Here is a 25,764-nt window from a genome sequence, read left to right on the forward strand (position 1 = left end):
CTTACAATAATATTGTATGAAGGAGAGGAGGAGGCAAGATGGAAGCTTATTTTAGTGCGCATCCATTAAAACCATTTATTCCCTACTCAAGGCAACATGTCCTTATATTATTTATTATGTTGGTGGGGATATTTTTTCTGTATCAATATCAAGATTTATTGCGTCAAAGTGAGTGGAATATAACGGTTCGATATGCGATTGCATTTTTATTTATAGGAAGTGAAATTGGACTTCATATGTGGGAGTGGAAAGCAGGGATTTTTGAGCTAGCCACTTCATTGCCATTCGAGTTGTGTACGATTAGTTTGTTGTTAGCATCGATTATGGTTGTAACGAAAAGTTACCGCATATATGAAATTGTATTTTTCACAGGGATCATCGGTGCATCACAAGCTATTTTAACGCCGAACGTGCAATATACTTTTCCGCATTTTCGCTTTATAGAATTCTTCGTTGCACATGTATTACTCATTTGGGCACCACTCTTTATGACGTGGGTAGAAGGATATAGACCGACCTTGCAATCAATTAAGCGTACGATGATATTTTTAAACATAGTAATTCCAATCGTTTCTTTTGTGAACTACAAAACAGGAGGCAATTATATGTTTTTAGCTCGTAAGCCAGAAACTGCTTCATTACTCGATATGTTAGGGCCGCATCCTTACTATATTATTTCATTAGAAATAGCTGCGCTTATTGGATGTTTTATTTTGTATATGCCATTTGTGAAAAGAGAAGGGCATGCGCATAAAGAATCACTAGGATCATAACCTAGTGATTTTTTTATATAAACATTTACAATTCAGAAAATTAAGAATAAAATTAGGGGTAAATTATATAGAGAGAGAAGGGAAAACGTGGTCAAAAAAGTTTTTCTGAATGGGATGGAAGTGACGGTTCAATTTATTATTTCGATTTTGGGTATTATTTGTTTAGGGGCACTGCCGAAATTATTTTATGGATTTGAGCTGCATGCATCAAGGTACATACAGAGTTTAAAAGAAGTGTTTGTGAACTTAATGGATATTTCCAATTTGCAATATGTGAGAGGTAAATTTTTATTTCCGCAGCTGTTTGTCCATTATAAAGAAACGATTATTATTTTTTTAGCTGCTTTTTTCATTTCATTATTTGTAGCATTTTGTATTGTTTATGTAATTATGAGTAGTTCACCGCGTATACAACATCGAATTAAATCATTTCTTATCTTCCTAGAATCCATTCCAGATATCCTTCTTATTTTAGTATCACAAATTTTAGTTGTATGGTTTTTTAAACAAACAGGTTTTTTACCTTTTCAAATTGCTTCAATTGGAGGCGAGTCGATTAGGGGGTTGCCAATATTGTGTTTGAGCATCCCGACTACGATTATGTTTGTAAAAATGGTCGTGCTTCGTTTTGAAAATGAACTAGAAAAAGATTATGTACTATTTGCTAAGGCGAAAGGGCTGGGGCGCTTTCATATTTTAAATCGTCATATTTTACGAAATGTGTTGCTTAGTACATTATTCTTTGCGAAAACGAATATCTTTTTTATGTTATCTAATTTATATATTATAGAATGGATTTTTAATACGGGTGGTATTTTTATGTTTTTGAAATCGTATTTCGGTATTAGAGTTGAGGTTTTCATCGTTAGTGTGCTTCTTATATATATTCCGATTTTTATTTTATTTAAATTGTTTCATTATCTCATTCCGGCTGCGATGAAGGAGAGATTATAATATGTGGACGTATATAAAACGTGATAAAAGATTTTGGATAAGTATTGGGTTTCTTCTCCTATTAGTTCTTTTGAGCATCGGAAATACGTTATGGAATGATGGACATATTAGACAAGTTACATTGCAATATGATGCGGATGAAAATCCACAAGTGCCACCGTTTCCACCTTCATTACAATTTTTACTCGGGACAGACCGGAAAGGGTATGACCTGTTACATTTAGTCATTGAGGGCGCGAAGTGGACGATTGGTATATCTATTTTAATTGCGGCACTTAGAATGGTAATAGGTGTGTTTTTCGGTATCGTACTCGGAACGTACATAAAAAGAGGGTTTTCAAAAATTGAGGCTTTCTTTGATAGTTTTACAGTTATTCCGACAGTTATGATGGCGTATTTTTTTCTTCAATCTGCAAATGCATTTGGAAGCGGAGAGGAGACAACAACCTTTTTTGAAAGGGCTTCTTTTCAAGTGGTATTACTTGTACTGCTTGTAATGCCAGTTATTGCACTGTATGTTGCGAAGGAAGTTCGTAAATTGCGAACAGAAGAATTTGTTGATGCCGCGCGCATATTAGGTGGATCGAGAAGACATATTGTTATAAAACATATTTTTCCGCATCTCTATATGCCGTTTATACTCGTATTTCTTCAGCAGTTTACGCAGACTCTTACTATTTTACTGCACTTAGGATTACTTGAAGTGTTCTTTGGTGGGACTGTAATGTTTGGTGGACAAATAAAAGAGGTGGAATCTTATACGCATGAATGGTCAGGTTTAATTGGAGTATACTTTAGGTCATTAACAGTGAATCCATGGATTCCGCTCGTTCCCATTACTTTTTTTGGACTTACTATTTTTTCAGGAAATATGATTGTAAAAAGTATAGAAGAATCGATGATGAAAGTAAGGTTAGGAGGAGAGATAAAGAAGGACGTTGCAGAAGAGGAACAACCTGCTGTGCAGTCAAAAGAAGAGCTGTTTACGTTTAAACATACGATGTGAGGAACCTAGGAAACTAGGTTCTTTTTTAGTTTGTTATATTACAATAATGTAAGAGAGCTGTAATAAAAATCGATAGGGAGAACATCTTTTTTCGTATACACTCATGTATAGAGAAATGCGAGAGCGGGTGAAGGTATACGATGGATTTTTTTGAAGTATCAAAACGTAGTATAAAACGAAATGTGAAAGATTATTTTCTATACTTTATTTCATTAGTAGGCAGCATTATTATTTATTTTACATTCGTATCGATTAAACGAAATGAAAGTGTAGTAGCTCTTTTAAAAGAATCGGATAAGGTGGAAACGACATTTACGTTTGCACAAATATTGTTGATTATCTTTTTGACGATATTTATTTTTTATTGTAATAGTTTCTTTTTACGAAAGAAGAAAAAAGAAATTGCGCTATACAATTTATTAGGTATCCGTAAAGAAGAAATTGCGAAGTTACTCTTTTATGAAACATTATTAGTTGGCGCTGCGGCAAGTGTGTTAGGTATTCTTTCTGGTTTATTTATAGCGAATATATGTGCAGGGCTTCTTGTTAAGTTAATGGGAAGTGCGTTTACTTTTACATTTACAGTTTCATTTTTATCTATCGTAGAAGTTCTTATAACGATAGGTGCGATTTTCTTTATTGCATCATGGAAAAGTAAAAAGTTAATTTATGAGCATCGTTTAGTTGAATTATTGTACGGTGAAAATCAGAAAGAAGAGGCACCTACTTATTCAAGTAAGAAAGCGAAAAGTGCAATTGTATTACTTTGCGCAGGATATATGGTGGCATTTTCTACTTTAATTTTTGGAGTAGTGATGCTACTTCTTACAGGATTAGTTATTTTTGGATTGATTGTAAAAGGTACGTTTTTATTATTTGAGCAGTATACTGTGAAATCACTGCATAAAGTAAAAGAAGATAAGAAGAAATATTGGAATGGAACGAACATTTTATCCATTTCTTCATTGTTCTTTAGAATAAAAGGAAATGTAAAGATGTTGGCGTTATTATCTTTATTAAGTGCGGTAACATTATGCACCATTGGTATGAGTTCTAGTATGTATTATGGAGCGAAGAAAACGGCGGCACTTATGAATCCGGTTAGTTATGAGTATGTAACAACTGGGAATGAATTAGATAAGAAGGTTAAAGAAGAGATTCAAAAACATGCGGGAGTCATCAAGGGTGAAACAAAGGTAGATTTGTTTTCAGTGCAAGTAAATATGGATGGTTCGAGTATGTTAACAGGGTATTTAATAAGTGACGGTAATGTACAAATTATAAAAAAGTCGGATTATAATAAATCAGCTTCTATGTTAGGAAATAAGAAAGCTGTCCTCGGTTCTGAAAAGGAAGTTGTTTTATTGGATCCTTATAAGTCATATAATATTGAAAAAAATTCGCTTGATGGAAATAACGTGTCTTTAAAAGGGATCGGGAGTGACGTAACAATTGTAGATCATCGTGAGGAAACAATTGTTAGTGCAAAACTTGCGCCAATTGGACTTGTTGTTCAAGATTCTTTATTTAAGAAGTTGCAGCAAGGAAATATCGTTTCAAAGGTAAGTGGATTTATCGTTGAAGGAAACGGTAGTAGAGAGCTAACAGAAAAAATAGGAGCTATTATTCCGAAAGAAGCGAAATTCCAATCATTTGAGCAGACGAATCAATCTGAATTGCAAGATGGTGCAGTGTTATTATTTGCAAGTGTATTTTTAGGGATCGTCTTTATCCTTGCAACAGGTTGTATTTTATACTTTAAACAAATAACAGAAGCGATGGCAGAGCGACCAGCATACGGAATGTTAAAGAAAATGGGACTAACAAAAAAGGAAGCGATGGAGACTGTAAGAAAGCAGGTAGGAGCGATTTTCTTAGCTCCATTATTGCTTGCGATATGTCATACATTCTTTGCGTTTTTAAGTTTGATGGGCTTTGCGGGAATGTTTGAATATAGTCTTCCTTTACTCGGTAGTATAGGAGTATATATCATGATCTACTTTGGTTACTATATGTTAACGGTTCGTTCGTACACAAATACTGTATTTAATAATAGAAGATAAAAAGAAGCAAGCATGTATTTCATGCTTGCTTCTTTTCTTTACTTTGTAGAAACTTCACCTTCAGCTTCTGTTTGCGGAATAAAGTATCCAATTATACCACCGATGATTGCCGGGATAATCCAGCCAATTCCTAAGTTATAAAAAGGAATGGTGTGTACGATATTAGCAATAAAACTTGGTATCATTTCCACATTATCAAGTGCATGAATACAGCTAATAAGGAATGCTGCGATCATTGCTCCGATGTAGACAGAAGGTTTACGTTTCGTATATTTATCGATAAATGATACGAAAATTAAAATGATCGTAATTGGATATAAAATAATTAATACAGGTAATGTAATTTTGATTAATAAACTTAATCCTAAGTTTGAAATCACGAAGCTAAAAATACAAACGTATAGTACGAGCTTCTTATATGAAACATTTGTTAGTACTGTTGCGAAATAGTTGGCGAATGCACTTACAACACCAATTGCTGTCGTTAAACAAGCGGCTATAATGGCGATACTTAATAAAACATTACCGCTTGTCCCAAAGAATTGGTACATAACAGTAGCTAATAGTTGACCACCGTTTTCGAATTGTCCCAAGTTGCCGTTTGAAGCGCCGATATAACCGAGTAGGAAATAAACAATTGTTAAGAATAGGGCTGCAATGCTTCCGCAAATAATTGTGTATTTTGCAATCGATTTTTTCTCTTGTATACCGTTTTGGCGAATTGCATTTACAACAATTGTTGATAATACGAGAGCGCCAATTGCATCTAACGTTAAGAACCCTTCAAGAAATCCTTTGAAAAATGGAATTTCTTTATAGTCACCAACAGGTTCTGCGAACGTTCCTGGTGAAAGAATCGCTTTTGTTGCCATAATTGCAATAATTCCAAGTAAAATTGGCGTTAATATTTTTCCGATATGATCTACTAATTTTGATGGATTTAATGATAAGAAGTAGACGACTGTAAAGAAAATCGCACTAAAAACTAACATAGAGTACCATTGGTCTGGGAAAAGTGGTGCAATCCCAATTTCGTAAGATACAGATCCAGTTCGTGGAATAACAAATAGTGGGCCGATTGAAAGATAAATAATGATAGCGAATACTGCTGCAAATTTTGGATGAACACGGCTTGCTAAAGTGTTGAAACTACCACCGGCAAGGGCAACGGCGACGATAGCAAGTAAAGATAAACCGACGTCTGTAATAATAAATCCTGTAATGGAAATCCACATGTTTTCTCCGGAAGAAAGACCGAGAAGGGGCGGGAAAATCATATTACCAGCACCGAAGAAAACTGCGAATAGTAATAAACTAATCGAAAGTATTTGCGCTGGTTTTAAAGTTGTACGCATATAAAGAAAATCCTCCTAATGAGTGTTTTTGTCGAAAATTCAAATAATTTGTCGAGTAACTGTTACTATTTTAAAGGTCTGATGACTAGAAAGCAATAGGGAATTTTGAAAATATTAAAAAATAATACATTAAATCGAATAAATATACTATTTATATCTTTAATAGGAAGGATTTAACTTTCAACGTAAAAAAACACATATCGAGCGGTTAAAGAAAAAGCTAGCGTTGTATCAAATATCATTTGTAGAAGAACGATGTGGGGAAGAAGTTAAAATAATATTTCTTGATCCAGATGGTTATACACTCCAATTTACCTCAATAAAGAACAAGGAAGAGAGCTTTTTACAATGTAATAGTTTGAATGGTGAATGAAAAAAATATTGACAAGCCTAGGCAAATATTTTAATGTGATTGTATAAAATTGTGTATATAAAGGGGAGTAACTTATTACAGTAAAGTCGTCATTACAGGGAGAAACCCTCGGCTTTATTGGCAACGTTTCGTTGTTAGTGAGACCTTTACCAGCAATGGTAAAGGCCCCTTCTTGTCTTTTTTAGGACCCTTACCATATTTGGTAGGGTCCTTTTTGTATACAAAGAGAGGAGAAATAAAAATGAAAAAACTTATTAGTAGATTAAGAGTTGTATTTCATGTTCGCCGTTTCGTTCCATTCCTATTTGACTTTTTTACTTCAAAAGAGGTTTCAATAAAGAAGAAAATTTTATCTATTGCTTTTTTAGTTGGTTATGTAGCGATGCCGCTCGATTTCATTCCAGACTTCTTACCGTTCATCGGTATTTTAGATGATATTGGAATTGTGTTATTTATTTTAAATCGAATTGTAAAAATGGCGCCAGTTCAATTACAAGAAAAGCATAACGTAAACGTAGGATAGGAGTTAAAAATATGGAGCAAATTATTTTAGATATAATCGAGTTTTTAAAGCAGTTTTCTTATTTTGGAGTTGTATTGGCTTTAACGTTTGAATTTATTCCAGCAGAAGTAGTTTTGCCCATGGTTGGATATTGGGTATACGAGGGTGATATGAATTTTTGGCTAGCTGTATTAGCTGGAACAATTGGTGGAACGACAGGACCTTTAACGTTATACGCCCTCGGTTATTACGGTGGTCGTCCTCTATTAATAAAATACGGGAAATACTTCTTTATTAAAGAAGAACAAATTCAAAAAGCAGATGATTTCTTTGAGAAATATGGGCCAGTTGTAGCATTTGTTGGACGCTTTGTACCGGGAGTTCGAACGCTTATTTCTGTTCCATGTGGTATGGCGAAAATGAACATATGGAAATTTAGCATATATACATTTGTAGCAATGTTCCCGTTAACGACTTTATATGTCTATTTTGGAATGAAATTAGGTCCGCATTGGGAAAAAGCAGCGGATGTTGTTGGGCAATATATGCTACCAATAGTAGGAGGCGTTATTCTTATCGTGGCTAGTATCTTTGTCTATAAATATATGAAAAAAAGAAACAAATCGGAATCTATCTAGTCATTGGTACTGGAATTTGCATATTTTTTGAAAATAGATGAATAGTACAGGCAAAAGACTCTAAGGGACATACACATATAGGGAATAAGTAAGAGAGAGGGGAATTTTCTATGTCTTGTGAGTGCTCAGGGGCGGCATTAACGTGTTGTCCAGATAAAAATTATGTGCAAGATAAAGTGTGTAGCCCATGGTCAGGAACTGTAGTAGCGACTGCTATTACGAATGTACTGTACAACAATAATATTAATCAAAACGTAATTGGAACAGGGTTTGTTCGATATGATGTCGGGCCAGCAGCGATAACGTTAACGGTTCTTGATTCAGCTGGGAATACACTTGATACCCAAACTTTAAATCCAGGAACAAGTATTGCTTTTACGTATCGCCGTTTTGAAACAATTGAGGTAACTTTACCAGCTGCAACAGCTGGGACATATCAAGGTGAGTTCTGTATCACGACGCGTTATCCACTTTCATAGAAGAATAGGAGAGGGCTAAAATGGGAAATTCTAGTTTATCTTGTTGCTCCAATAATACGCTTGTACAAGATCAAGTATGTATAGATTGGTCCGCTACTGGTGCGGTAACGGAAACGGTGTATACGAATAATATTACGCAAGATTTATATGCATCAGGTTATGTGAAATATGATGTAGGTACAGCTCCAATTACCGTGAATTTTTTAGTAGGAGCGACAGTGGTGAATACAATTACTGTACAACCACAAAGTAGTGGATCCTTTACAGTAAGGTACTTTACTACAATTCAAATCGTAACGACAGGAACGGGAGTAAGCCAAGGACAATTATGTCTAACGGTACGTTATCCAATTTCATAAGAAAAAGCATACCGTAATGGTATGCTTTTTTTATATAGTTTGTAAGTTGAGGTCATAAATAATTTTATAGGCAAAATGAAAATTGACAACAATATTTTCCTTCTATATACCGAGTTGGGTTATTGGAAATATTAATAATTTTCACAGATTGTAATGATTGGCCTGTATATGACATTGTGTTGCCAGGATAGACAGTAAAAGTATTTGTCACCTGTCCAATAATTTGAACCGTAACCGCTTCAGTACTACTAGTACTATTATACACAGAAATGGTACCCGATATTTTAAGTACACCATCTCCTTCCCATAAGATTAATGTAGAACTTTCAGAAGGCGGTGGAATTTCTTTTGTTATAAAAAAATTACCAGCGAATTCATTGTTGACTAATTCACAAGATGGTGGGTTTGGGGGATTAGGTGGATCATAGGGAGGGCAAATGATAGATAAAGGGGCATAGCAGCCGATATTTTTTTTACAAGCCATTAATAGCTCCTCCCTTCATAGTTCTTTTTTATTACTATTAAATGTTGCAAAACGATAGTTGTGTTAAGAAAGAGGAAAAAAATTTATGAAAGTTTGTTTAATAGGCTTCCAACTCATAATAATGAATAAGAGTCTGTTAGACAAAAGGTGGTTGTATAAGATAATACAAGTAATGTTGGATGTCACGGAAAATTGACTGTATATTTACAAAAGTGAAATAAATTTTATTTGTAATTTATACGAAGTTAATATGTGTTCAGTACAATAAGCATTGTAATTAATTTATTATATGAGGAGGATTCACGTGGACAGAACTGCTTTACGAAAAGTAAAAGGCCTTATTGGATTATTAATGGTTTTTGTATTAGCATTCGTATCATTTCCGTGGAGTACATCAGTCAAAGCGGAAGAGAAGAAGCAAGAAAAGGCACCAAGTGAAAAGAAGATAGTTTTTCCAGTTGTAAGTGATGTACATATTAAAAATAGTGGAACGGATGATACGTTTCGCTGGAAACGAGCAATCGAGCAACTTAATACACTTGCACCTAAACAAGATGCGTTCGTAATTGTGGGAGATTTTACTGATTCAGGATCGGTACAACAATATGATCGTTTCATGCAAGTATATAATGAAAATGCAAATAAAGATGCCGTGCGAATGAACTCTCTTGGTAACCATGATTATTGGAATGGTTTATCTGTAGAAGGAGCACAGAAACGATTCTTAGAAAAAACAGGTATGGAATCGATTTACTATCATAAAGTGGTGAAAGGGTATCACTTCCTTGTAATGTCTCCAGAGGATGGGACAACTCATGGATATTATTCAGACAAGCAAATTAATTGGTTAAAAGAAGAGATGGCAAAAGCGCAAAAAGATGATCCAGAAAAACCAATTTTCGTATTTTTACACCAACATATTAAAGATACAGTATACGGTAGCCAAGAATGGGGAACGAAAGATAGTGCGAAAATTAATGAGGTATTAAAACAATACCCACAGGTTATTACGTTTTCAGGTCATTCACATTATCCGTTAGATGATCCAAGATCGATTCATCAAAAAGACTTTACATCAGTTGGTACATCTTCTGTAAGCTATATGGAAGTTGAAGGTGGTAAAGTACAAGGAAATATCCCGCCAGGAGCTAGTACATTAAGCCAAGGTTTATTAGTAGAAGTAGATGATAAAGAAGTAACGATTAATCGCCGTGATTTCCATACGAATTCTTGGACAGGCGAACCGTGGAAAATCCAGTTGCCATCAAAGAAAGAAACTTTTACACATGTAGAAGATCGTGATAAAGAAAAACCATACTTTGCAAAAGATGCGAAGTTATCGGTATCCAATGTAACAGATAATGCAGCAACAGTAACATTCCAGCAAGCGTTGGACAACCTTCTTGTTCATTCTTACCGTGTACAAGCGAGAGATAAGCAAACGGGAGAAATAAAGAATAAATTGTTGGCATTCTCAGAGTTTTATCGTGATCCAGTACCAAAAGAGCTGACATTTACACTTGCCGGATTAGATGGTGGGAAAACATATACACTGGAAGTAGTTGCAATTGATTCATTTGGTAATGAAAGTGTACAACCGTTAACGGCAGAAATTACTACGAAAAAAGATAATATTGACCCGAATGTGAAAGTACCAAAGGCGGATGTTTTTGATGTGAACTTTGCAGATGGTACATTTAAAGACAATTCATCATTTGGTACAAAAGGTGATGTTAAAGGCAATGTGACTATTGAATATGATAAAGCATTGAAAAAGAATGTTATGAAGCTAAACGGAAAAGCAAATACATTTGGATATCTTCCGTTTTCAGCAGCACAAAAAGAGAAAGTAGCAAACACGTTTACGTTAGAAACTGTATTTTCAATGAATGAAATCCGTGGGCAAGGTATTTTACAAAATACAGAGAGCGGCGGAATTGGCTTTGAATCTACAGGAAGTGGATATGTTGAATTATGGGCTCATATTGGCGGTAGCTATAAGCGTGTTGGCGTTCAATTAGAGGCAAATAAAACGTACCACTTAACTGGAACGTATAATGGAAGTGAAGTAGCCATTTACGTAGATGGTAAAAAAGTAAATAGCCAGCCAGCTACAGGGAAAGTATATCACCCGAACGTACCATTTGCACTTGGTGCAGATCCAGATAGCAATGGGAATGGTGGTATTCCGTTAAATGGACAAATTGCGCTTGCGAAATTATATAGTAAAGCGTTAAGTTCTTCAGAAGTATTAGCAGCATATAATGAGTTTTCTAACCGTACAAAGTTAGAAGAAGTAAACGCGTTATATGAAGAGCTTGGAAAAGTAAAAGAAGTGTTAGCTGGTACGTATGAGTTTGGTGATAAGCCAGGTCAATATTCAAAGGAAGCATTTCAAGAATTAGAGAAAAGCTATAATAATGCAAAGCAAGCATTTGAAAATGTAGGAAGTACTGGAGAGAAAATCGTTCAAGCGTATAACGAATTAAAAACAGCTAATGTGACATTTATACAATCTAAAGTAGTAGAACAACCGAAAACACCAAAAGAAAAATTACAAATCAATATTGAATCTGCAAAAGCAGTAGTGAAAAAAGCGCAATCTGCAAATGTAACGGACGGTTCAGTGAAATCATTGAGTCAAAAAATTACAGTGGCAGAATCTGTGTTAAAAGATGCGAAAGTAAAAGATGCACAAGTAGAAACGATGAATCGTACGATGGAATATGCGATTTCACTCGTTGAAAAAAGCATAAACAAATAAGAGAGAAGAAAAGAAGCTTATCATGATAGGCTTCTTTTTTGTTATACTAAAAATAGTATAGAATGAGGGAGCGAATAATTTGGAAGAGAAAAAGCTAAAAAGAATTCTTGAATATGTATGGATCGCGGTTGTGCTCCTTGTAGGGTATTATTTCTTAAAAGAAAAAAGTATATGGGTTTTATTTTTAATGACGTTTTTATTAGCGGGTTTAGGCACGTTATTTATTAATTTCTTCTTTGATAGCTTAAATGCATGGAAGAAGAAAAAGAAGGGAACGAAGTAAAGGAGGGAATATATGCAAAAGTGGAAGCTTATATATCAGGTGGTTATTTTCCTATTGCTTGTAGGTATTGGCGTTTTTAAATATTCTACACCAATAGGGAATGGGGCATCGTTTACAGCTTGCATCGGCATATTTTTCATTTTACAATCGTTAACGAAAAAATATAATAATATAAAAAATAGCTCGCCGTTTTATCGGCGAGCTATTTTTTTATGCTTTTTTCTCTGCATCATTTGTTTTTTCAGTAGCTAAATGACTATGTTTTCTAGAGTAAAAGAAATAGAAACATAAGCCAACTATAAGCCAAGCTATAAAGCTAATCCATGTCGTTTTAGACAAATTAATCATTAAATATAAACAGCAAAGAATCGCGACAACTGGTAATACAGGTACGAAAGGTGTGCGGAATCCGCGTTTTAAGTCAGGGTGTGTTTTTCGTAAAATAAGTACCGCGCAGCAAACGAATGTAAAGGCTGTTAGCGTACCGATGTTTACTAAATTAGCTAGTAGATGTAGGTCTAGAAGTCCTGCTAATAAAGCAGCAACAACACCAGTGATCCATGTGTTTAATAAAGGGACTTTTACTCTTTTATTTACACGTGCTAGCGCTTTTGGAAGTAGTCCATCGCGGCTCATCGCATAAGAAACGCGAACTTGTCCGTACATAACGACTAGGAGGACGGTTGTCATTCCAGTCATCGCCCCAACAGCGAGTAGTCCTGCAATTGTATCTTCGCCAACGAAATGTAAAGCAAACGCAACTGGATCAGAAACATCTAATTGTGTATATGGAACCATACCTGTTAAAACGAAAGATACAATCATGTATAAAACAGTACAAATAAGAAGAGAACCGATAATGCCAATTGGTAAATCGCGCTGTGGTTTTTTCGTTTCTTCTGCAGCGGTTGCGATTGCATCAAAGCCTAAGAAGGCGAAGAATACAGTGGCAGCTCCAGTAATGATACCGTCGTATCCGAACGGAATGAACGGTGTCCAATTTTCAGGTTTTACATATTTTGCGCCTGCTACGATAAAGGCGATAATAACAGCTAACTTGATAAGAACCATAACATTATTAATGCGTGCGCTTTCGCGTATACCGAAACTTAAAAGCCCCGTAATGAGTAGTAAAATACAAACAGCCGGTAAATCGATAAGGCCGCCTTTTCCTACACCAGGTGCCGAGGCGATTATGGCGGGCAGATGGATGTTAAATCCTTGTAGTAAAGATTGTAAATAACCAGACCAACCGACAGCTACTGCTGCGACTGCAAGTAAATATTCGAGCATTAAACACCAGCCAACGATAAAAGCGACGACTTCTCCGACTGTCATGTATGCGTAAGTATACACACTTCCTGAGACAGGAATCGAAGAAGCAAACTCGGCATAACAAAAGGCTACACAAGCACAAGTAAATGCAGCAATAAGGAATGATAGCATAATACCAGGACCAGAATGTTTTGCTGCGACAATACCTGTTAATACAAAAATCCCTGTTCCAATTACGGCGCCAATTCCTAAAAATGTTAAATCGAGTGCCGTTAATGTTCTATCTAACTGCCGTGGTGATTCAGTACTAAGCGGTTTTTTTCGTAATAATGACTTCACTTTGGACTCTCCCCCCGTTTTTTCATTTCCATAACTGCGAATATAGTATGAGCCCACTAAAAAAGAGTATGTAAGTAAATGGAGGTACAGTTATGGTATGTAGTTTTTAAAATTGCTGGATTAATTTTATTATAATTCAGAATATTTTGTCAAATGAAAATGTGACAAATAAAATTCGAATGAATAGGGGAAACTACTGGCAGGAATGGACGAGGGTTAGCAGAGTGACAAAACCACTCATAAAAGTTTCACTTTATAAAGTAGGAGAAGATGTTATGTTATTTTATTTTGAACTTGTCGTCATTTTACTTTGTACGAAATTAGCTGGTGATATTAGCGTAAGACTTGGCCAGCCCTCTGTACTTGGTAAATTAATTGTCGGTATTATTATCGGTCCGGCTGTGCTTGGTATTATTAATAGTTCTGAACTCATTGATGAACTGAGTGAAATTGGTGTTTTACTACTTATGTTTATGGCAGGGCTTGAAACAGATTTGGAAGAGTTAAATCGGAATTTGAAATCTGCATTCGCAGTAGCGATGGGAGGCATCATTTTCCCATTCCTTGGTGGATATTTAGCAGGACTTGCGTTTGGAATGTTACAGTCGCATGCGATCTTTTTAGGGTTATTACTTTGTGCCACTTCGGTTAGTATTTCTGTTCAAACACTAAGAGATTTAGGGAAAATGAATACGAGAGAAAGTACGACAATTTTAGGTGCAGCTGTATTTGATGATGTAATTGTTGTTATTTTATTAGCATTTGTGATGAGTTTCTTAGGTACACAAGATGTAAATGTAACGCTTGTCATTGCAAAGAAAATTATCTTTTTTGTAAGTATCGTTTTCATCTCTTGGAAAGTTGTTCCATGGATTATGAAAATGCTCGTACCACTTCGCGTAACAGAAGCATTAATTAGTGCGGCTCTTATTATTTGTTTCTCTTTTTCGTATTACAGTGAAATGATGGGAATCGCAGGTATTATTGGGGCTTTTGCAGCAGGGATTGCCATTTCTCAAACAGAGTACAAGCATGAAGTAGAACATAAAATTGAACCGATTGCTTATGCGATATTTGTACCAGTGTTCTTCGTAAGTATTGGAATGGAAATTACATTTCAAGGTATCGGAAGCCAGCTTTGGTTCATTATCATCATGACGCTTATTGCAATTTTTACAAAGTTAATCGGATCAGGTTTAGGAGCAAGACTGACAGGGTTCAACCTTCAATCTTCTATTAGTATCGGTGCGGGGATGGTTTCGCGCGGAGAGGTGGCGCTTATCATCGCAGCGAATGGACTTGCGGCGAATTTATTAGCGAAAGAAAATTTCACAGCGATTGTTATTGTTGTTATATTAACGACGATTATTACGCCGCCGCTTTTGAAGAAATATTTTGTATAGAGGGGAAGAGCTTATCTGATGTAGGTAAGCTCTTTTTTATTGGAAAAAAGCAATAGTCATATAGCGTGAATAGGTTGTAATTATGGTAAAATCTACGTATATGATAAGTCGAGGAGAGAAAATGTGTGAGGATTACGAAGGGAAAGGTTATCGGTGTAATCATACTTATTGCACTATGTATACCATTTACTGCATGGAAAGAATCAAAAGTGAAAGATTTTCCAGTTTCTATTTTTTCTTCTTATGTAGAAGACGAAAATCCGAAAGACTATAAGTACACTGCTTTTGTACCTGACTTTGCAATTTGGATACATGGATGGGAAAAACAGCGATCTGAAGGTGAAATAACGTCATATAAAAAAGGGGATCGAACTGTAATTGTTCACCATCCTCCTGGCGATGATGGTTTTTATCTTTTTGAAGCAAGAGAAAATAAGTGAAAGCAACCGTAAGAAGTGGAGGTTAAATAGTGAAAGCTTCAACATTACTATTTAAAATTGAAAGTAATATGGATCAATTTTCACCAGCTGAAAAGAAGGTTGCCATGTACATAATGGGGAATGCAGAGATTGTTCCGAACTTAACGACGAAAGAAGTGTCAACGAATGCAGGCGCGAGTGAGGCGAGTGTTGTTCGCTTTTGTAAATCAATTGGAATCGGAAGTTTTAAGGCATTTAAAATTGCACTCGTTCGTGAATTGACGATTGCTGATTATAATATTAATGATTTTTCAGTTATGAATACGGAAGATGGACCGTATGACTTGTTTAATAAAGTTACGTATGTGAATAAAGCTGCAATTGAGGCGAGCGTTACTGCGATAGATAAGAAGGAGCTGGAGAAAGCGGCGGATCTTATTGTAAATGCGGATAAGATTATATTTTACGGAGTCGGCGGATCAGCTACTCCAGCGATGGACGGGGCTTATAAATTTACAAGACTTGGATTTACAGCGATGATGCTATCTGATTTTCATATGATGTTGCCGCTTGTGACGAATTTAAAAGAGGGCGATATATTTGTTGCGATTTCAACATCTGGTCGTACGAAAGATGTACTTGAAATGGCGCAGTATGCGAAGAGACAAGGTGCAACAGTTATTGCGATTACAAAGCTTGACCAATCATCACCGTTATATAAAGAGGCCGATATTCGTCTTTGTATGCCAGATGTGGAGCAAGATCATCGTATTGCGAGTATTGCTTCAAGAATGACACAACTGAATATGATTGATGCTTTATATGTGATTACTTTTAATCGTATTGGTAATAAAGTGTTGGATCAATTTATGGAAACAAGAGAAGAAGCGTTGCGGTTACGGAAGTTAAAATGAAAAGATGGGGAAACCCATCTTTTTTTGCATACTGACATAAATTCGTCATGAAAAGAAATGAAATTTCATAAAATAATAAAGTAATATTGATTTTAAATTTCTTGAAGTTATAATAAAAGTATGAAATTAAATTTCAAAGTGGGTGGTAATATGTTAGAAAATTTATCGACAGAACATCGTAATGAGAAGACGATGAATTTAGATGAGATGAGTATAAAAGAAGTTTTGCAAAGTATGAACGAAGAAGATCGAACTGTTGCGTTAGCAGTTGAAAATGAAATAGAAGAAATTGAAAAGATTGTAGGGGCTGTTATTCAATCTTTTGAAAAAGAAGGCCGATTAATTTACATTGGGGCTGGTACGAGTGGCCGTTTAGGTATTTTGGACGCAGTGGAATGTCCGCCGACATTTGGTACAGATGATAAAATGGTGCAAGGATTTATAGCAGGTGGATTGAAAGCGTTTACTAAGGCGGTGGAAGGTGCCGAAGACCGCGAAGAGTTAGCAGAAGAAGATTTAAAGAGTATTGGATTAAACGAGAAAGATACAGTAATTGGAATTGCGGCAAGTGGTCGAACTCCTTATGTAATTGGCGGTTTGAAGTACGCGGCTAGCGTGGGAGCGAGCACGGCGAGTATTTCTTGTAATAAAAATGCTGAAATAAGTAAATATGCAAAACTAAATGTGGAAGTAGAAACAGGCGCAGAAATTTTAACAGGATCAACGCGTTTGAAGGCTGGTACAGCGCAAAAATTAGTGCTTAATATGATTTCAACAGCTTCTATGATTGGTGTTGGGAAAGTATATAAAAACTTAATGGTAGATGTTCAATCTACAAATGAAAAGTTAGTAGAACGATCAAAACGAATTATTGTGGAAGCAACAGGCGTTAGTTATGAAGTAGCAGCAGAGTGTTATGAAAAAGCAGAACGTAATGTGAAAGCTGCAATTGTTATGGTGTTATTGCAGTGTGAGTATGGGGAAGCACTGGAGAAATTAAAAGAAGCGAAAGGGTTTGTGAAGAAGGCACTATAAAATAATAGGGAGGGGGATTCTATTATGAAGAAAGAAGAGAGAATGGCCAAAGAGATTTCAGAGCAACTTGGGGGAGTAAAAAATATTCGTGGCATTGCTCATTGTATGACGAGACTGCGATTAACGCTTCATGATGAAAGTAAAGTGAATATGGACCTTTTGAAAAAGGTTGAAGGGGTTATGGGCGTTATTGAAGATGAGACGCTTCAAGTTGTTGTTGGACCAGGAACAGTAAATAAAGTAGCAGCTGAAATGGAAGGTTTAACAGGACTGCGAATTGGTGAGGTGGCAGATCATCATCTTGAAGATCTCGGGCAAGAGATGAAGTCAGAGATTAAGAAGAAAAATAATACACCAGTGAAAAACTTTTTACGAAAAATAGGAAGTATTTTCATTCCGTTAATTCCAGGTCTTGTTGCGTCAGGAATTATAAACGGGGTTGCTAACTTTGCGAAAAACGCAGGTGCGGATCCGAATGCAACGTGGCTACAAATGCTACTACTCATTGGCGGCGGTATCTTTACATTCTTAGGGATTTTAGTCGGCTGGAATACAGCGAAAGAGTTTGGTGGGACACCGGTTCTTGGGGCAATTGCTGGTATTTTAATTTTTAACCCGGCGATGGCGACTGTAAAATTATTCGGTGAAGCACTCGTACCCGGACGGGGCGGATTATTTGCAGTTATTTTTGCAGCATGGCTTATGGTTGTAGTGGAAAGACAAGTTCGAAAAGCAGTGCCAAATGCAGTTGATATTATTGTAACGCCGCTTATTACTGTATTAGTCGTAAGTATCGTAACGATGTTAGCAATTCAGCCAGTTGCAGGTTTCTTATCTGAAGGAATTACAAGCGGAATTAATGGGATTTTAAGTATTGGCGGCGCATTTGCAGGAGCAGTGCTTGCTGGAACATTTTTACCGCTCGTTATGGTCGGATTACATCACGGTTTAACACCAATTCATATGGAATTTATTAATCAAACGCATGTGACGCCTTTATTACCAGTACTCGCAATGGCAGGTGCTGGGCAAGTAGGAGCAGCGATTGCGATTTTTGTAAAAACAAAAAACAAACGACTTCGCAACGTAATTAAAGGTGCATTACCAGTTGGCTTTTTAGGAATTGGCGAACCGTTATTATACGGGGTTACATTACCACTTGGGAAACCGTTTCTTACAGCTTGTTTAGGAGCAGCTGTTGGCGGTGCATTCCAAGCAGTTATGAAAACAGCCGCACTCGGAATTGGCGTATCAGGATTATCATTAATTCCGTTAATTGCTGATAATAAATATTTATTATATTTCCTTGGATTAGTAGTGGCATATACGTTCGGATTCATCTTTACGTACTTCTTCGGATTCAAAGAAGAAATGGCAGAAAACATATAGGGAAAGGGATTCCTTTCTCTTTTTTTATTCATAGAAAGGGAGATTCTTATGATAGGAGTTTCAATTTATCTTTCAAAAGAACGAGTAAAAAAGCAAGAAGAGTGGCTAAAAGTAGCGAAGGAAAACGGATTTTCATCTATTTTTACATCATTGCATATTCCAGAGGATGACCCTGGTACGTATAAAGAATTAATACAAATACTTGGGAAGCAAGCTCTCAAATATGAAATGGAGTTAATGGTCGATGTTTCTCCAAAATCGTTACAACATTTAGGACTGACGTACGAAAATGTGGAAGAGTTAGTAAACTGGGGCATTACTGGTTTACGAATGGACTATGGCATTACGCCGAAAGAAATTGCGCGCGTATCTCATAAAATGAAAGTAGCTTTAAATGCGAGTACGATTACAGAATCATTTTGGAAAGAGTTAATCATTGAAAAAATACGGGTAGAGAATGTAGAAGCGTGGCATAATTTTTATCCGCGTCCAGAAACAGGACTAGCAAAGTCCTTTTTACAAAAACAAAACGAATACTTACATGAGTGCGGAATAAAAACGATGGCATTTATTCCGGGAGATGGTGAAAAACGTGGTCCGTTATATGAAGGCTTACCAACATTAGAAAGGCACCGTAATATACGCCCGCTTGAAGCGTACTTAGAACTTGTACAAAATTGTGGTGTCGATAAGGTGTTAATCGGGGATATAAGTGGAAGTGTAGAAAGTGTACAAGAGATCGCGAGTGCGAGTAGAGGGGTTATTCCTCTACGCTACAAATTGTTTATAAATGATAAAAAAGCATTAAAAGTGGTGGAGCGAGTTCATACAAATAGACTAGATCCAGCTCGTGATGTCATTCGCTCTGTAGAATCACGAGAAGAAAATAAAGTCGTGTTACAGCCGATGTCTACCATTTCAAGAAAGAAAGGCAGCATTACAATTGATAATGAATTGTACGGTAGATATGCTGGAGAGATGCAAGTTGTTGTAAATGATTTACCTGTAGATGAGAAAGTGAATGTTGTCGGAATGGTTGTGGAAGAGGACGTGCCGTTATTGCCGTATGTTGGTGCTGGAAAAATGTTTCAACTTTTTTGTGCGATAGAGTAAAAGCGTGAATTAGCGCTATTTTGTAAGAAAACATTATCCGTAAAAGGGATAATGTTTTTTGTTTCCTTAAAAAAAGTATTTGACGAATGAAATGAAATACCGTATTGTTTTGACTTGTAAATAAAAGTTCACAATAACAAAACAAAAAGGAGAGTTCAAAATGAACCAATATATTGGGAATTTAATGATTCGTATCGTGTTAGGAGTAACGTTCTTTGCGCACGGTTTAGCGAAGTTTCAATCAGGTATCGATAACGTAGCGGGATGGTTTACAAGCATCGGCTTACCAGGCGGTCTTGCATACGGCGTAGCAACAGTTGAATTAGTTGGTGGTATATTATTAATTATCGGTTTAGGCGTAAGATATGTAGGATTGTTATTTGCACTTATTTTAGCTGGAGCTATCGTAAAGGTAAATGGAGCAGCAGGTTTATTAGGAGATGGAAAGAATCCAGGTTATGAATTAGATCTTGCATTATTATCAATGGGTGCGTATTTATTTGTTGTAAAAGCAGAAGGATATGTAGATCGTTTTTTAAAAGAGAAAGTAATGAAAACGAAGTAAACTTATTTATAAACTGTTGACTTGAATCATTATTGTAACTATAATAATTACAACGTATAGGTTAAAAGAATAAAACAATTTAAATATTTTTTTACACAAGCTGTAACTGTATAGGTTACAGCTTGTGTAAAAAATAAATAAAACGGGAGGAATTAATATGTCTAAATCAAATTTAGAAATTATTCGAAGTACATATGAAGGATCATCTTCTTCGAATGCAAAACATTTAGTAGAAGCCCTCTCTGAAAAAGTAGAATGGACAGAGGCAGCAGGATTCCCGTACGGGGGAACTTATATAGGTGTAGAAGCAATAATGGAAAATGTATTTAGTCGTTTAGAATCAGAATGGGATGATTATAAAGCGAGCGTAAATATGTACCATGAAGTAAACGGAAAAGATGTAATTATTGCTGAAGGTGTTTATTCAGGAGTTTATAAAGAAACGGGAAAATCATTTGAAGCAGAATTTGTTCATGTATGGCAACTTGAGAACGGAAAAATTGTGAAGTTTAAGCAATATGTAGATAGTCATCTTGTTAGAGAAGCGATGAAGAGCTAATGCTTTTTAAATGGATCGTAGGTATATGCATTACAATTATCGTAATTATCTCGTCTATAGTTGGCGGAAAGAAATTGCTGGTATATGTAGAAAAAGAAAATAAAAATATTCAAATTGAGCAAGCGGCAAATGAAAAGGAGAAGAGAGTTGAAGAAGAAGCTCCACAAGTTAGCGAAGGTGAAATTATTTCTACTATGCATCAAATGGTGCACCAAAAGGTAAAATCCTCTGAAAAATGGGGGTTTATAGAAATGACGAAAAAGGAAATTTCTAATGTGAAAAGGGATATTGAAAATAGTACAGGTTTTCAATATAAAATGAAGTTATTTTCTATTATAAATAGATGGGAAAAAGGAGATTTTTCTCAAACTGTTGAGGAGCATAACTTTTTATGGAGCCTTCAAGGTGGAGATACTGGCAAGGCAACAGAACGTTTATCACCAGAAGAGGAAAAGCAGTATATAAGAGAAATGAAGAATAAATAAAAACATCGCCAACTCAGATGACGATGTTTTTTCATTAAGAATGTTTTCTTATTAAAGCTCCAGTTGGCTGAACAGTAACAGTTTTGAAATGAGAAAATAAATAACATCCTGTTACAACGATCATGGTCCCTAAAATTTGTATCCATGTTAGTTCTTCACCGAGGAAAAGGAAGGCTAAAATAGCTGTGAAAATTGGATTGAAATTTAGAAAAATGCCAGATGTAGTTGCACCTAATTTTTGTACGCCAACATTCCAAAACACCATACATAGAACGGTAGAAATAAGCCCGGTATATAAAAGTGATGTTATGAAAGAAGTATTTATATTGGAAACAGTGAAGCTCCCTATGTTAAATGGAAGTAATAAAATAACACCGAAAATACCAGAGTATAACGTCGCCATAAGTGGCGTAGTTGTTTTTGTTGCCCATTTACTACAAACAGAATACATTCCCCAAATACAAACAGCTGCCATCATCCATAAGTCACCGCTATTAAAATGTAATGAAAATAAAAGGGCAAAGTTGCCTTTTAATAGAACAAGAATAACCCCAAAGAATGAAAGAATCATTGATAGAATTTGAAGTGTATTTACTTTTTCTTTTAGAAATAATACTGAAAATAGTGCAATTGAAATCGCATTTAATGTAGAAATAAGCCCTACATTTGTTGCAGATGTTTTTTCTAGTGCTAAAAATTGAAAAATGTTAAACAGAGCAACCCCTGAGATCCCCATTAGTAGTAACGGAAGTATTGCGGCACGAGGTGGAATGATTTTCTTTTCTTTAAACCATACCATTGGTAATAAACAAACGATCGCAATCATCCATCTTAAACTTGTAAGTGTCATTGGAGACGCATGATCAACGAGCGATTTTCCAACGACGAAATTTCCTCCCCATAATAAGCTCGTTAGTAATAGTAAAAAGACATAAAAATAAGGCATATTAAAATCCCCTTTGTTGTAATCAATGTGAATTGTAAATAATTTTAGCATTTTTCTTTATTATGTAATATATTCTTTTGTATAATGGATAAAAGTTGATAAAATATTTTGTTATGAATAACGTTAACGGAACAATATTCAGTTTTATATAAGTTGTAAGGTGTTTTTTCGAATAATCATCGGTAATAAAAAGGGGGAATTTTGATGGAGTCGTCGGTTATTAAAGTGTTAGATGATTTAGACGTACAAATTTTAGATATATTGCAGAAGGAATCACAAGTAAGTAATGCAGAGCTTGCAAGACGCGTTAATTTATCACCAGCTGCGATGCATGCGAGAATAAAAAGATTAGATGGAGAAGGGTTCATTGATAAGCAAGTTGCGATTTTAAATCAAGAAAAGCTTGGTTTTGATTTATTATGTTTTATTTTTATGAGTACAAATATTCATCAATCGGATAAACTTGACGTGTTGGAAAAAGAATTAGAATCGATGCCGGAAGTGTTAGAATGCCACTGTTTAACAGGAGAGTATGATTATTTATTAAAGGTTGCAAATCGTGATCGTAAAGAGCTAGAGCAGTTTATTAGAAAGCTGAATAAGCTTGGTATTACAAGGATACAGACGAGTTTAGCACTTCGTGAAATTAAATATTCGACGGTGTTACCGATACGAAATGAAGAACCGAGCATCGATTAGATTGCTTGGTTTTTGTTTGTGTAAAGTGATTGACGGGGAGAAAGGAGAGATGTATTATTATATAAAAATATGTATTAAAATTCATTATAAGTTATAAATATTAATATGAGGGACAAGGGGATAAAATATGAAAATCTTTAATGCGGTTACGAGTGATGTGAAAGAAATTTATAGTCTCATTGAAGCTTATGCAAAAGAGGGAGTAGTTTTACCGCGTTCGCTTTTATCTCTCTATCAATATTTACAATGTTTATATGTTATGAAAGAAGGGGAAGAAATCGTTGGAGTTGCTGGCTTACATGTGTTAGGGGAGGACCTTGCAGAAGTCCGATCATTAGTCGTTTCGCATACATATGCAGGGAAAGGAATCGGACGTATGTTGGTGAATCATGTAATAAATGAGGCAGCGAAAATAAAAGTGAGTAGAGTCATTTCTTTAACATATGAAACGGAATTTTTTCAAAAGTGCGGGTTTGTTTTTATGAATAGAGAGGCGTTACCAGAGAAAGTATGGATTGATTGTAGACATTGTCCAAAGGTTGATTATTGTGATGAGGTGGCGATGGTTCGGTATGTTGGGTGAATGTTTCAGAGAGAAAAAAGGCCCACTATTATTTACATAATAGTGGGCATCTATATTTTAGGAGAAATTAAGAACTTGAATTCGTTTTTCTTACTGCAAAATTAAAAATGGGGTTTTTAAGCTCATAGTTATAAGTAGAACCATCGACAAGCCCTACAACTTTATCGCTATCGTAAAGGTCAAGCATAAATTGTGCCATTTGTTTTGCGGTGTGGAATTTCGGTACAACATTATCGTATTGGAATTCATCAATATCAAATGAACGTTTTGCAAATTCTGTTTCAGTTGCAGCAGGAGCTAAAACTTTTGCTTGCAGTTTCGCGCCTTGTTCTTTCAGTTCGTGAGATAAACCTTCTGTAAATGCACTTACATAGAATTTCGTAGCGCAATACGTAACAGCATCAGCAACAATTGTGTATCCACCGCCTGATGAAACGTTAATAAGTTGTGTGCCATCAACCATTGAATAATCTCGAACGAAAAGAGAAGAGAGTATCGTTAGTGCTTCTATATTTACATGTAACATCGTCTCTATTTTATTTAAATTTTGTTCAGCAATTGAGGCGAAATTACCAAACCCTGCGTTGTTAATCCACGTTTCAATTTGAAAACTTTGTAAGTTTTCATAAAGCTTATAAACATTTTCCGTGATAGATAAATCCGTTCTTCGAATGACAACATCCAATTCCGGACATACTTCGTTAATTTTCAATTTTAATTCTTCTAATTCTGCTTGTCTTCGAGCTACAAGTATTAAGTTTTTTCCGCGAGATGCAAAGGCTAAAGCTGATTCATAGCCGATCCCTGAACTAGCACCAGTAATAACAGTGTACTTCATATAAAATCCCCCTAAGTTCAAATGAATGTATTATGGTTAGATTTTATTTGTTAGAGTATACTCTAAGTCAAATGTTTTTTATAAATTTGATAAGGCTATAAAATATATGGGGTAAGCATGTGGAGGGAGTTAGATTATGTACACAATTAGCGAGGTAGCTAAATTATTAGGAGTGAGTACACATACACTACGTTATTATGAAAAGGAAAATATATTAATTGCAAATCGCGATACAAATGGGAATCGACTTTATGAAGAGTCGCATATAAAGTGGTTGCAGTTTGTTATGAAATTAAAACAAACACAAATGCCGATAGCGAAAATAAGAGAATACGCTAGATTATATTTAGAAGGGGAGCATACAGCCGAAGCTCGTTTACAGCTCCTAGAAGACCATAGGAAATCTATTCAGATTCAAAGAGAAAACTTAGAAGTTACAGAGAAGATGCTTGAGCATAAAATTAGTGCATATAAAGGATTATTGGAAAATAAATAGATTAAAAAATCATCCGTTCCTTTTTATGTGATCAAAAATGGATTTGATCTATGAGTATTTCATCATAGTGTGCCGGTAAATAAAAAAGAGCAGCTAGCAAATGCTAACTGCTCGGTAAATTGGATATGAAGATTTAGTGTTTATATTTTCATAGTAGATAAATTATGATTTCTTACTGAAAATCGCATCTTAATACAAGGTATATAAATAAAGAAGAGCCTGATATGGCTCTCAGACTCTTCCCTCAATAGCAAAGAGTAAGTCTTTTAATTACTCTTCTCCTATATAATACACAAGATGTATTTGGATGTGTAGAACAGGAAATTCCAATATAATTATCCGAATATAGTGTTTAAAGCTAAAAACTAGATGATTTAAATGAGGAATTAAATTACAAATGTTGATTTACCGCATGATAGGAACTCGTTTATATAAAAATATGGTTAATAAAGTGATATTGCGATAATGAAATATGAAATATTGCATATCGAATTGTAGAACAAAAAAGTGATATGGTAATTGAATGAAAATGTTATTTTGTAGAAAAGGATGTGTAGCTTAAAATCTGAATAAGTTACACAGCTCATTACTGATTTAGAACGAAGAAAATCAGATCTAAAACGAATTTGAAATGACTTTTCGGGAATTCATAGTGAGGAATATCGTGATAGTA

The 25,764-nt window shown here is 35.3% G+C and carries 27 protein-coding genes and 1 pseudogene; 23 read left to right on the forward strand and 5 right to left on the reverse strand.

Features of this window, described 5'->3' with window-relative positions:
* Positions 1 to 38 precede the first annotated feature (38 nt).
* From KVT31_RS09395 to KVT31_RS09410, 4 genes are all read left to right on the forward strand, one after another.
* A complete protein-coding gene (locus KVT31_RS09395; protein WP_088095265.1) occupies positions 39 to 773 on the forward strand; it encodes a YwaF family protein in 735 nt (244 codons plus the stop codon).
* Between the two features lie 87 nt (positions 774 to 860).
* Complete coding sequence (locus KVT31_RS09400; RefSeq protein WP_140392356.1) at positions 861 to 1,727, forward strand: ABC transporter permease subunit; 867 nt, start codon at positions 861 to 863, stop codon at positions 1,725 to 1,727.
* Position 1,728: 1 nt separating this feature from the next.
* On the forward strand, positions 1,729 to 2,733 hold the full coding sequence (locus tag KVT31_RS30990) for an ABC transporter permease (protein WP_088095266.1): 1,005 nt from the start codon (positions 1,729 to 1,731) through the stop codon (positions 2,731 to 2,733).
* A 140-nt stretch (positions 2,734 to 2,873) separates the two neighbouring features.
* Complete coding sequence (locus KVT31_RS09410; protein ID WP_088095267.1) at positions 2,874 to 4,796, forward strand: FtsX-like permease family protein; 1,923 nt, start codon at positions 2,874 to 2,876, stop codon at positions 4,794 to 4,796.
* A 38-nt stretch (positions 4,797 to 4,834) separates the two neighbouring features.
* Here the strand turns inward: KVT31_RS09410 and brnQ2 are convergent, their stop codons facing one another.
* Positions 4,835 to 6,151, reverse strand: a complete 1,317-nt coding sequence (gene brnQ2, locus KVT31_RS09415) for a branched-chain amino acid transport system II carrier protein BrnQ2 (protein ID WP_088095268.1) — start codon at positions 6,149 to 6,151, stop codon at positions 4,835 to 4,837.
* 187 nt (positions 6,152 to 6,338) lie between these two features.
* Between brnQ2 and KVT31_RS30205 the strand changes: the two are divergent.
* The 5 genes and pseudogenes from KVT31_RS30205 to KVT31_RS09435 form a co-directional block, all read left to right on the forward strand.
* A pseudogene (locus tag KVT31_RS30205) lies at positions 6,339 to 6,524 on the forward strand (VOC family protein); the annotation flags it as partial.
* Positions 6,525 to 6,765: 241 nt separating this feature from the next.
* Positions 6,766 to 7,047, forward strand: coding sequence for a YkvA family protein (locus tag KVT31_RS09420; RefSeq protein WP_071711316.1), 282 nt, complete (start codon positions 6,766 to 6,768; stop codon positions 7,045 to 7,047).
* 11 nt (positions 7,048 to 7,058) lie between these two features.
* On the forward strand, positions 7,059 to 7,664 hold the full coding sequence (locus KVT31_RS09425; protein WP_088095269.1) for a DedA family protein: 606 nt from the start codon (positions 7,059 to 7,061) through the stop codon (positions 7,662 to 7,664).
* A gap of 110 nt (positions 7,665 to 7,774) precedes the next feature.
* Entirely contained in the window at positions 7,775 to 8,143 is a 369-nt protein-coding gene (locus KVT31_RS09430) for a DUF3992 domain-containing protein (RefSeq protein ID WP_001277532.1), read from the forward strand.
* A 20-nt stretch (positions 8,144 to 8,163) separates the two neighbouring features.
* Positions 8,164 to 8,502, forward strand: coding sequence for a DUF3992 domain-containing protein (locus KVT31_RS09435; RefSeq protein WP_000528442.1), 339 nt, complete (start codon positions 8,164 to 8,166; stop codon positions 8,500 to 8,502).
* A 64-nt stretch (positions 8,503 to 8,566) separates the two neighbouring features.
* Here KVT31_RS09435 and KVT31_RS09440 read toward each other — a convergent pair whose 3' ends face one another.
* Positions 8,567 to 8,986, reverse strand: coding sequence for an S-Ena type endospore appendage (locus KVT31_RS09440; protein ID WP_088095270.1), 420 nt, complete (start codon positions 8,984 to 8,986; stop codon positions 8,567 to 8,569).
* Positions 8,987 to 9,290: 304 nt separating this feature from the next.
* Between KVT31_RS09440 and KVT31_RS09445 the strand changes: the two genes are divergently transcribed.
* The gene (locus KVT31_RS09445) at positions 9,291 to 11,750 is read left to right on the forward strand and encodes a LamG-like jellyroll fold domain-containing protein (protein ID WP_140392357.1); all 2,460 of its coding nucleotides are present in this window, start codon (positions 9,291 to 9,293) and stop codon (positions 11,748 to 11,750) included.
* 79 nt (positions 11,751 to 11,829) lie between these two features.
* Positions 11,830 to 12,033 (forward strand): hypothetical protein, encoded by a 204-nt coding sequence (locus KVT31_RS09450; protein ID WP_000391504.1) that lies wholly within the window; start codon positions 11,830 to 11,832, stop codon positions 12,031 to 12,033.
* A gap of 210 nt (positions 12,034 to 12,243) precedes the next feature.
* On the opposite strand, the gene bcaP is transcribed toward KVT31_RS09450, so the two are convergent.
* Positions 12,244 to 13,647 (reverse strand): branched-chain amino acid transporter BcaP, encoded by a 1,404-nt coding sequence (gene bcaP, locus KVT31_RS09455; RefSeq protein WP_088095272.1) that lies wholly within the window; start codon positions 13,645 to 13,647, stop codon positions 12,244 to 12,246.
* A 179-nt stretch (positions 13,648 to 13,826) separates the two neighbouring features.
* Between bcaP and KVT31_RS09460 the strand changes: the two genes are divergently transcribed.
* The 9 genes from KVT31_RS09460 (at position 13,827) to KVT31_RS09500 (ending at position 21,529) form a co-directional block, all read left to right on the forward strand.
* A complete protein-coding gene (locus KVT31_RS09460; RefSeq protein ID WP_140392359.1) occupies positions 13,827 to 15,050 on the forward strand; it encodes a cation:proton antiporter in 1,224 nt (407 codons plus the stop codon).
* 125 nt (positions 15,051 to 15,175) lie between these two features.
* Positions 15,176 to 15,490, forward strand: coding sequence for an outer surface protein (locus KVT31_RS09465; protein WP_087979550.1), 315 nt, complete (start codon positions 15,176 to 15,178; stop codon positions 15,488 to 15,490).
* Between the two features lie 29 nt (positions 15,491 to 15,519).
* Positions 15,520 to 16,383 (forward strand): MurR/RpiR family transcriptional regulator, encoded by an 864-nt coding sequence (locus tag KVT31_RS09470; RefSeq protein ID WP_061677853.1) that lies wholly within the window; start codon positions 15,520 to 15,522, stop codon positions 16,381 to 16,383.
* Positions 16,384 to 16,533: 150 nt separating this feature from the next.
* Positions 16,534 to 17,418: an N-acetylmuramic acid 6-phosphate etherase gene (gene murQ, locus KVT31_RS09475; RefSeq protein WP_088095273.1), complete on the forward strand. Its 885-nt coding sequence runs from the start codon at positions 16,534 to 16,536 to the stop codon at positions 17,416 to 17,418.
* A 24-nt stretch (positions 17,419 to 17,442) separates the two neighbouring features.
* Positions 17,443 to 18,807 carry a PTS transporter subunit EIIC gene (locus KVT31_RS09480; RefSeq protein WP_088095274.1) on the forward strand — a complete coding sequence of 455 codons (1,365 nt, stop codon included), beginning with the start codon at positions 17,443 to 17,445 and terminating at the stop codon, positions 18,805 to 18,807.
* Positions 18,808 to 18,855: 48 nt separating this feature from the next.
* Entirely contained in the window at positions 18,856 to 19,920 is a 1,065-nt protein-coding gene (locus KVT31_RS09485) for a DUF871 domain-containing protein (protein WP_088095275.1), read from the forward strand.
* 160 nt (positions 19,921 to 20,080) lie between these two features.
* Positions 20,081 to 20,485, forward strand: coding sequence for a DoxX family protein (locus tag KVT31_RS09490; RefSeq protein WP_001077759.1), 405 nt, complete (start codon positions 20,081 to 20,083; stop codon positions 20,483 to 20,485).
* 157 nt (positions 20,486 to 20,642) lie between these two features.
* Positions 20,643 to 21,044 carry a nuclear transport factor 2 family protein gene (locus tag KVT31_RS09495; RefSeq protein ID WP_088095276.1) on the forward strand — a complete coding sequence of 134 codons (402 nt, stop codon included), beginning with the start codon at positions 20,643 to 20,645 and terminating at the stop codon, positions 21,042 to 21,044.
* Complete coding sequence (locus tag KVT31_RS09500) at positions 21,044 to 21,529, forward strand: PRK06770 family protein (protein ID WP_088095277.1); 486 nt, start codon at positions 21,044 to 21,046, stop codon at positions 21,527 to 21,529. Before KVT31_RS09495 ends, KVT31_RS09500 begins: the two co-directional genes overlap by 1 nt.
* Before the next feature lie 34 nt (positions 21,530 to 21,563).
* Here the strand turns inward: KVT31_RS09500 and KVT31_RS09505 are convergent, their stop codons facing one another.
* Positions 21,564 to 22,475 (reverse strand): DMT family transporter, encoded by a 912-nt coding sequence (locus tag KVT31_RS09505; protein ID WP_088095278.1) that lies wholly within the window; start codon positions 22,473 to 22,475, stop codon positions 21,564 to 21,566.
* Positions 22,476 to 22,679: 204 nt separating this feature from the next.
* On the opposite strand from KVT31_RS09505, the gene KVT31_RS09510 reads away from it, so the two are divergent.
* Together KVT31_RS09510 and KVT31_RS09515 are read left to right on the forward strand one after the other, a co-directional pair.
* Entirely contained in the window at positions 22,680 to 23,174 is a 495-nt protein-coding gene (locus KVT31_RS09510; protein WP_048545677.1) for an Lrp/AsnC family transcriptional regulator, read from the forward strand.
* 127 nt (positions 23,175 to 23,301) lie between these two features.
* Positions 23,302 to 23,757 (forward strand): N-acetyltransferase, encoded by a 456-nt coding sequence (locus KVT31_RS09515; protein ID WP_088095279.1) that lies wholly within the window; start codon positions 23,302 to 23,304, stop codon positions 23,755 to 23,757.
* Between the two features lie 67 nt (positions 23,758 to 23,824).
* Here KVT31_RS09515 and KVT31_RS09520 read toward each other — a convergent pair whose 3' ends face one another.
* A complete protein-coding gene (locus tag KVT31_RS09520; protein WP_088095280.1) occupies positions 23,825 to 24,595 on the reverse strand; it encodes an SDR family NAD(P)-dependent oxidoreductase in 771 nt (256 codons plus the stop codon).
* 136 nt (positions 24,596 to 24,731) lie between these two features.
* Here KVT31_RS09520 and KVT31_RS09525 point away from each other — a divergent pair, with 136 nt between their 5' ends.
* Complete coding sequence (locus KVT31_RS09525; protein ID WP_088095281.1) at positions 24,732 to 25,091, forward strand: MerR family transcriptional regulator; 360 nt, start codon at positions 24,732 to 24,734, stop codon at positions 25,089 to 25,091.
* Positions 25,092 to 25,764: the final 673 nt, after the last annotated feature.

Origin of the sequence: Bacillus sp. GbtcB14, assembly GCF_019091205.1 — a bacterium.
GTDB lineage: Bacteria > Bacillota > Bacilli > Bacillales > Bacillaceae_G > Bacillus_A > Bacillus_A cereus_AG.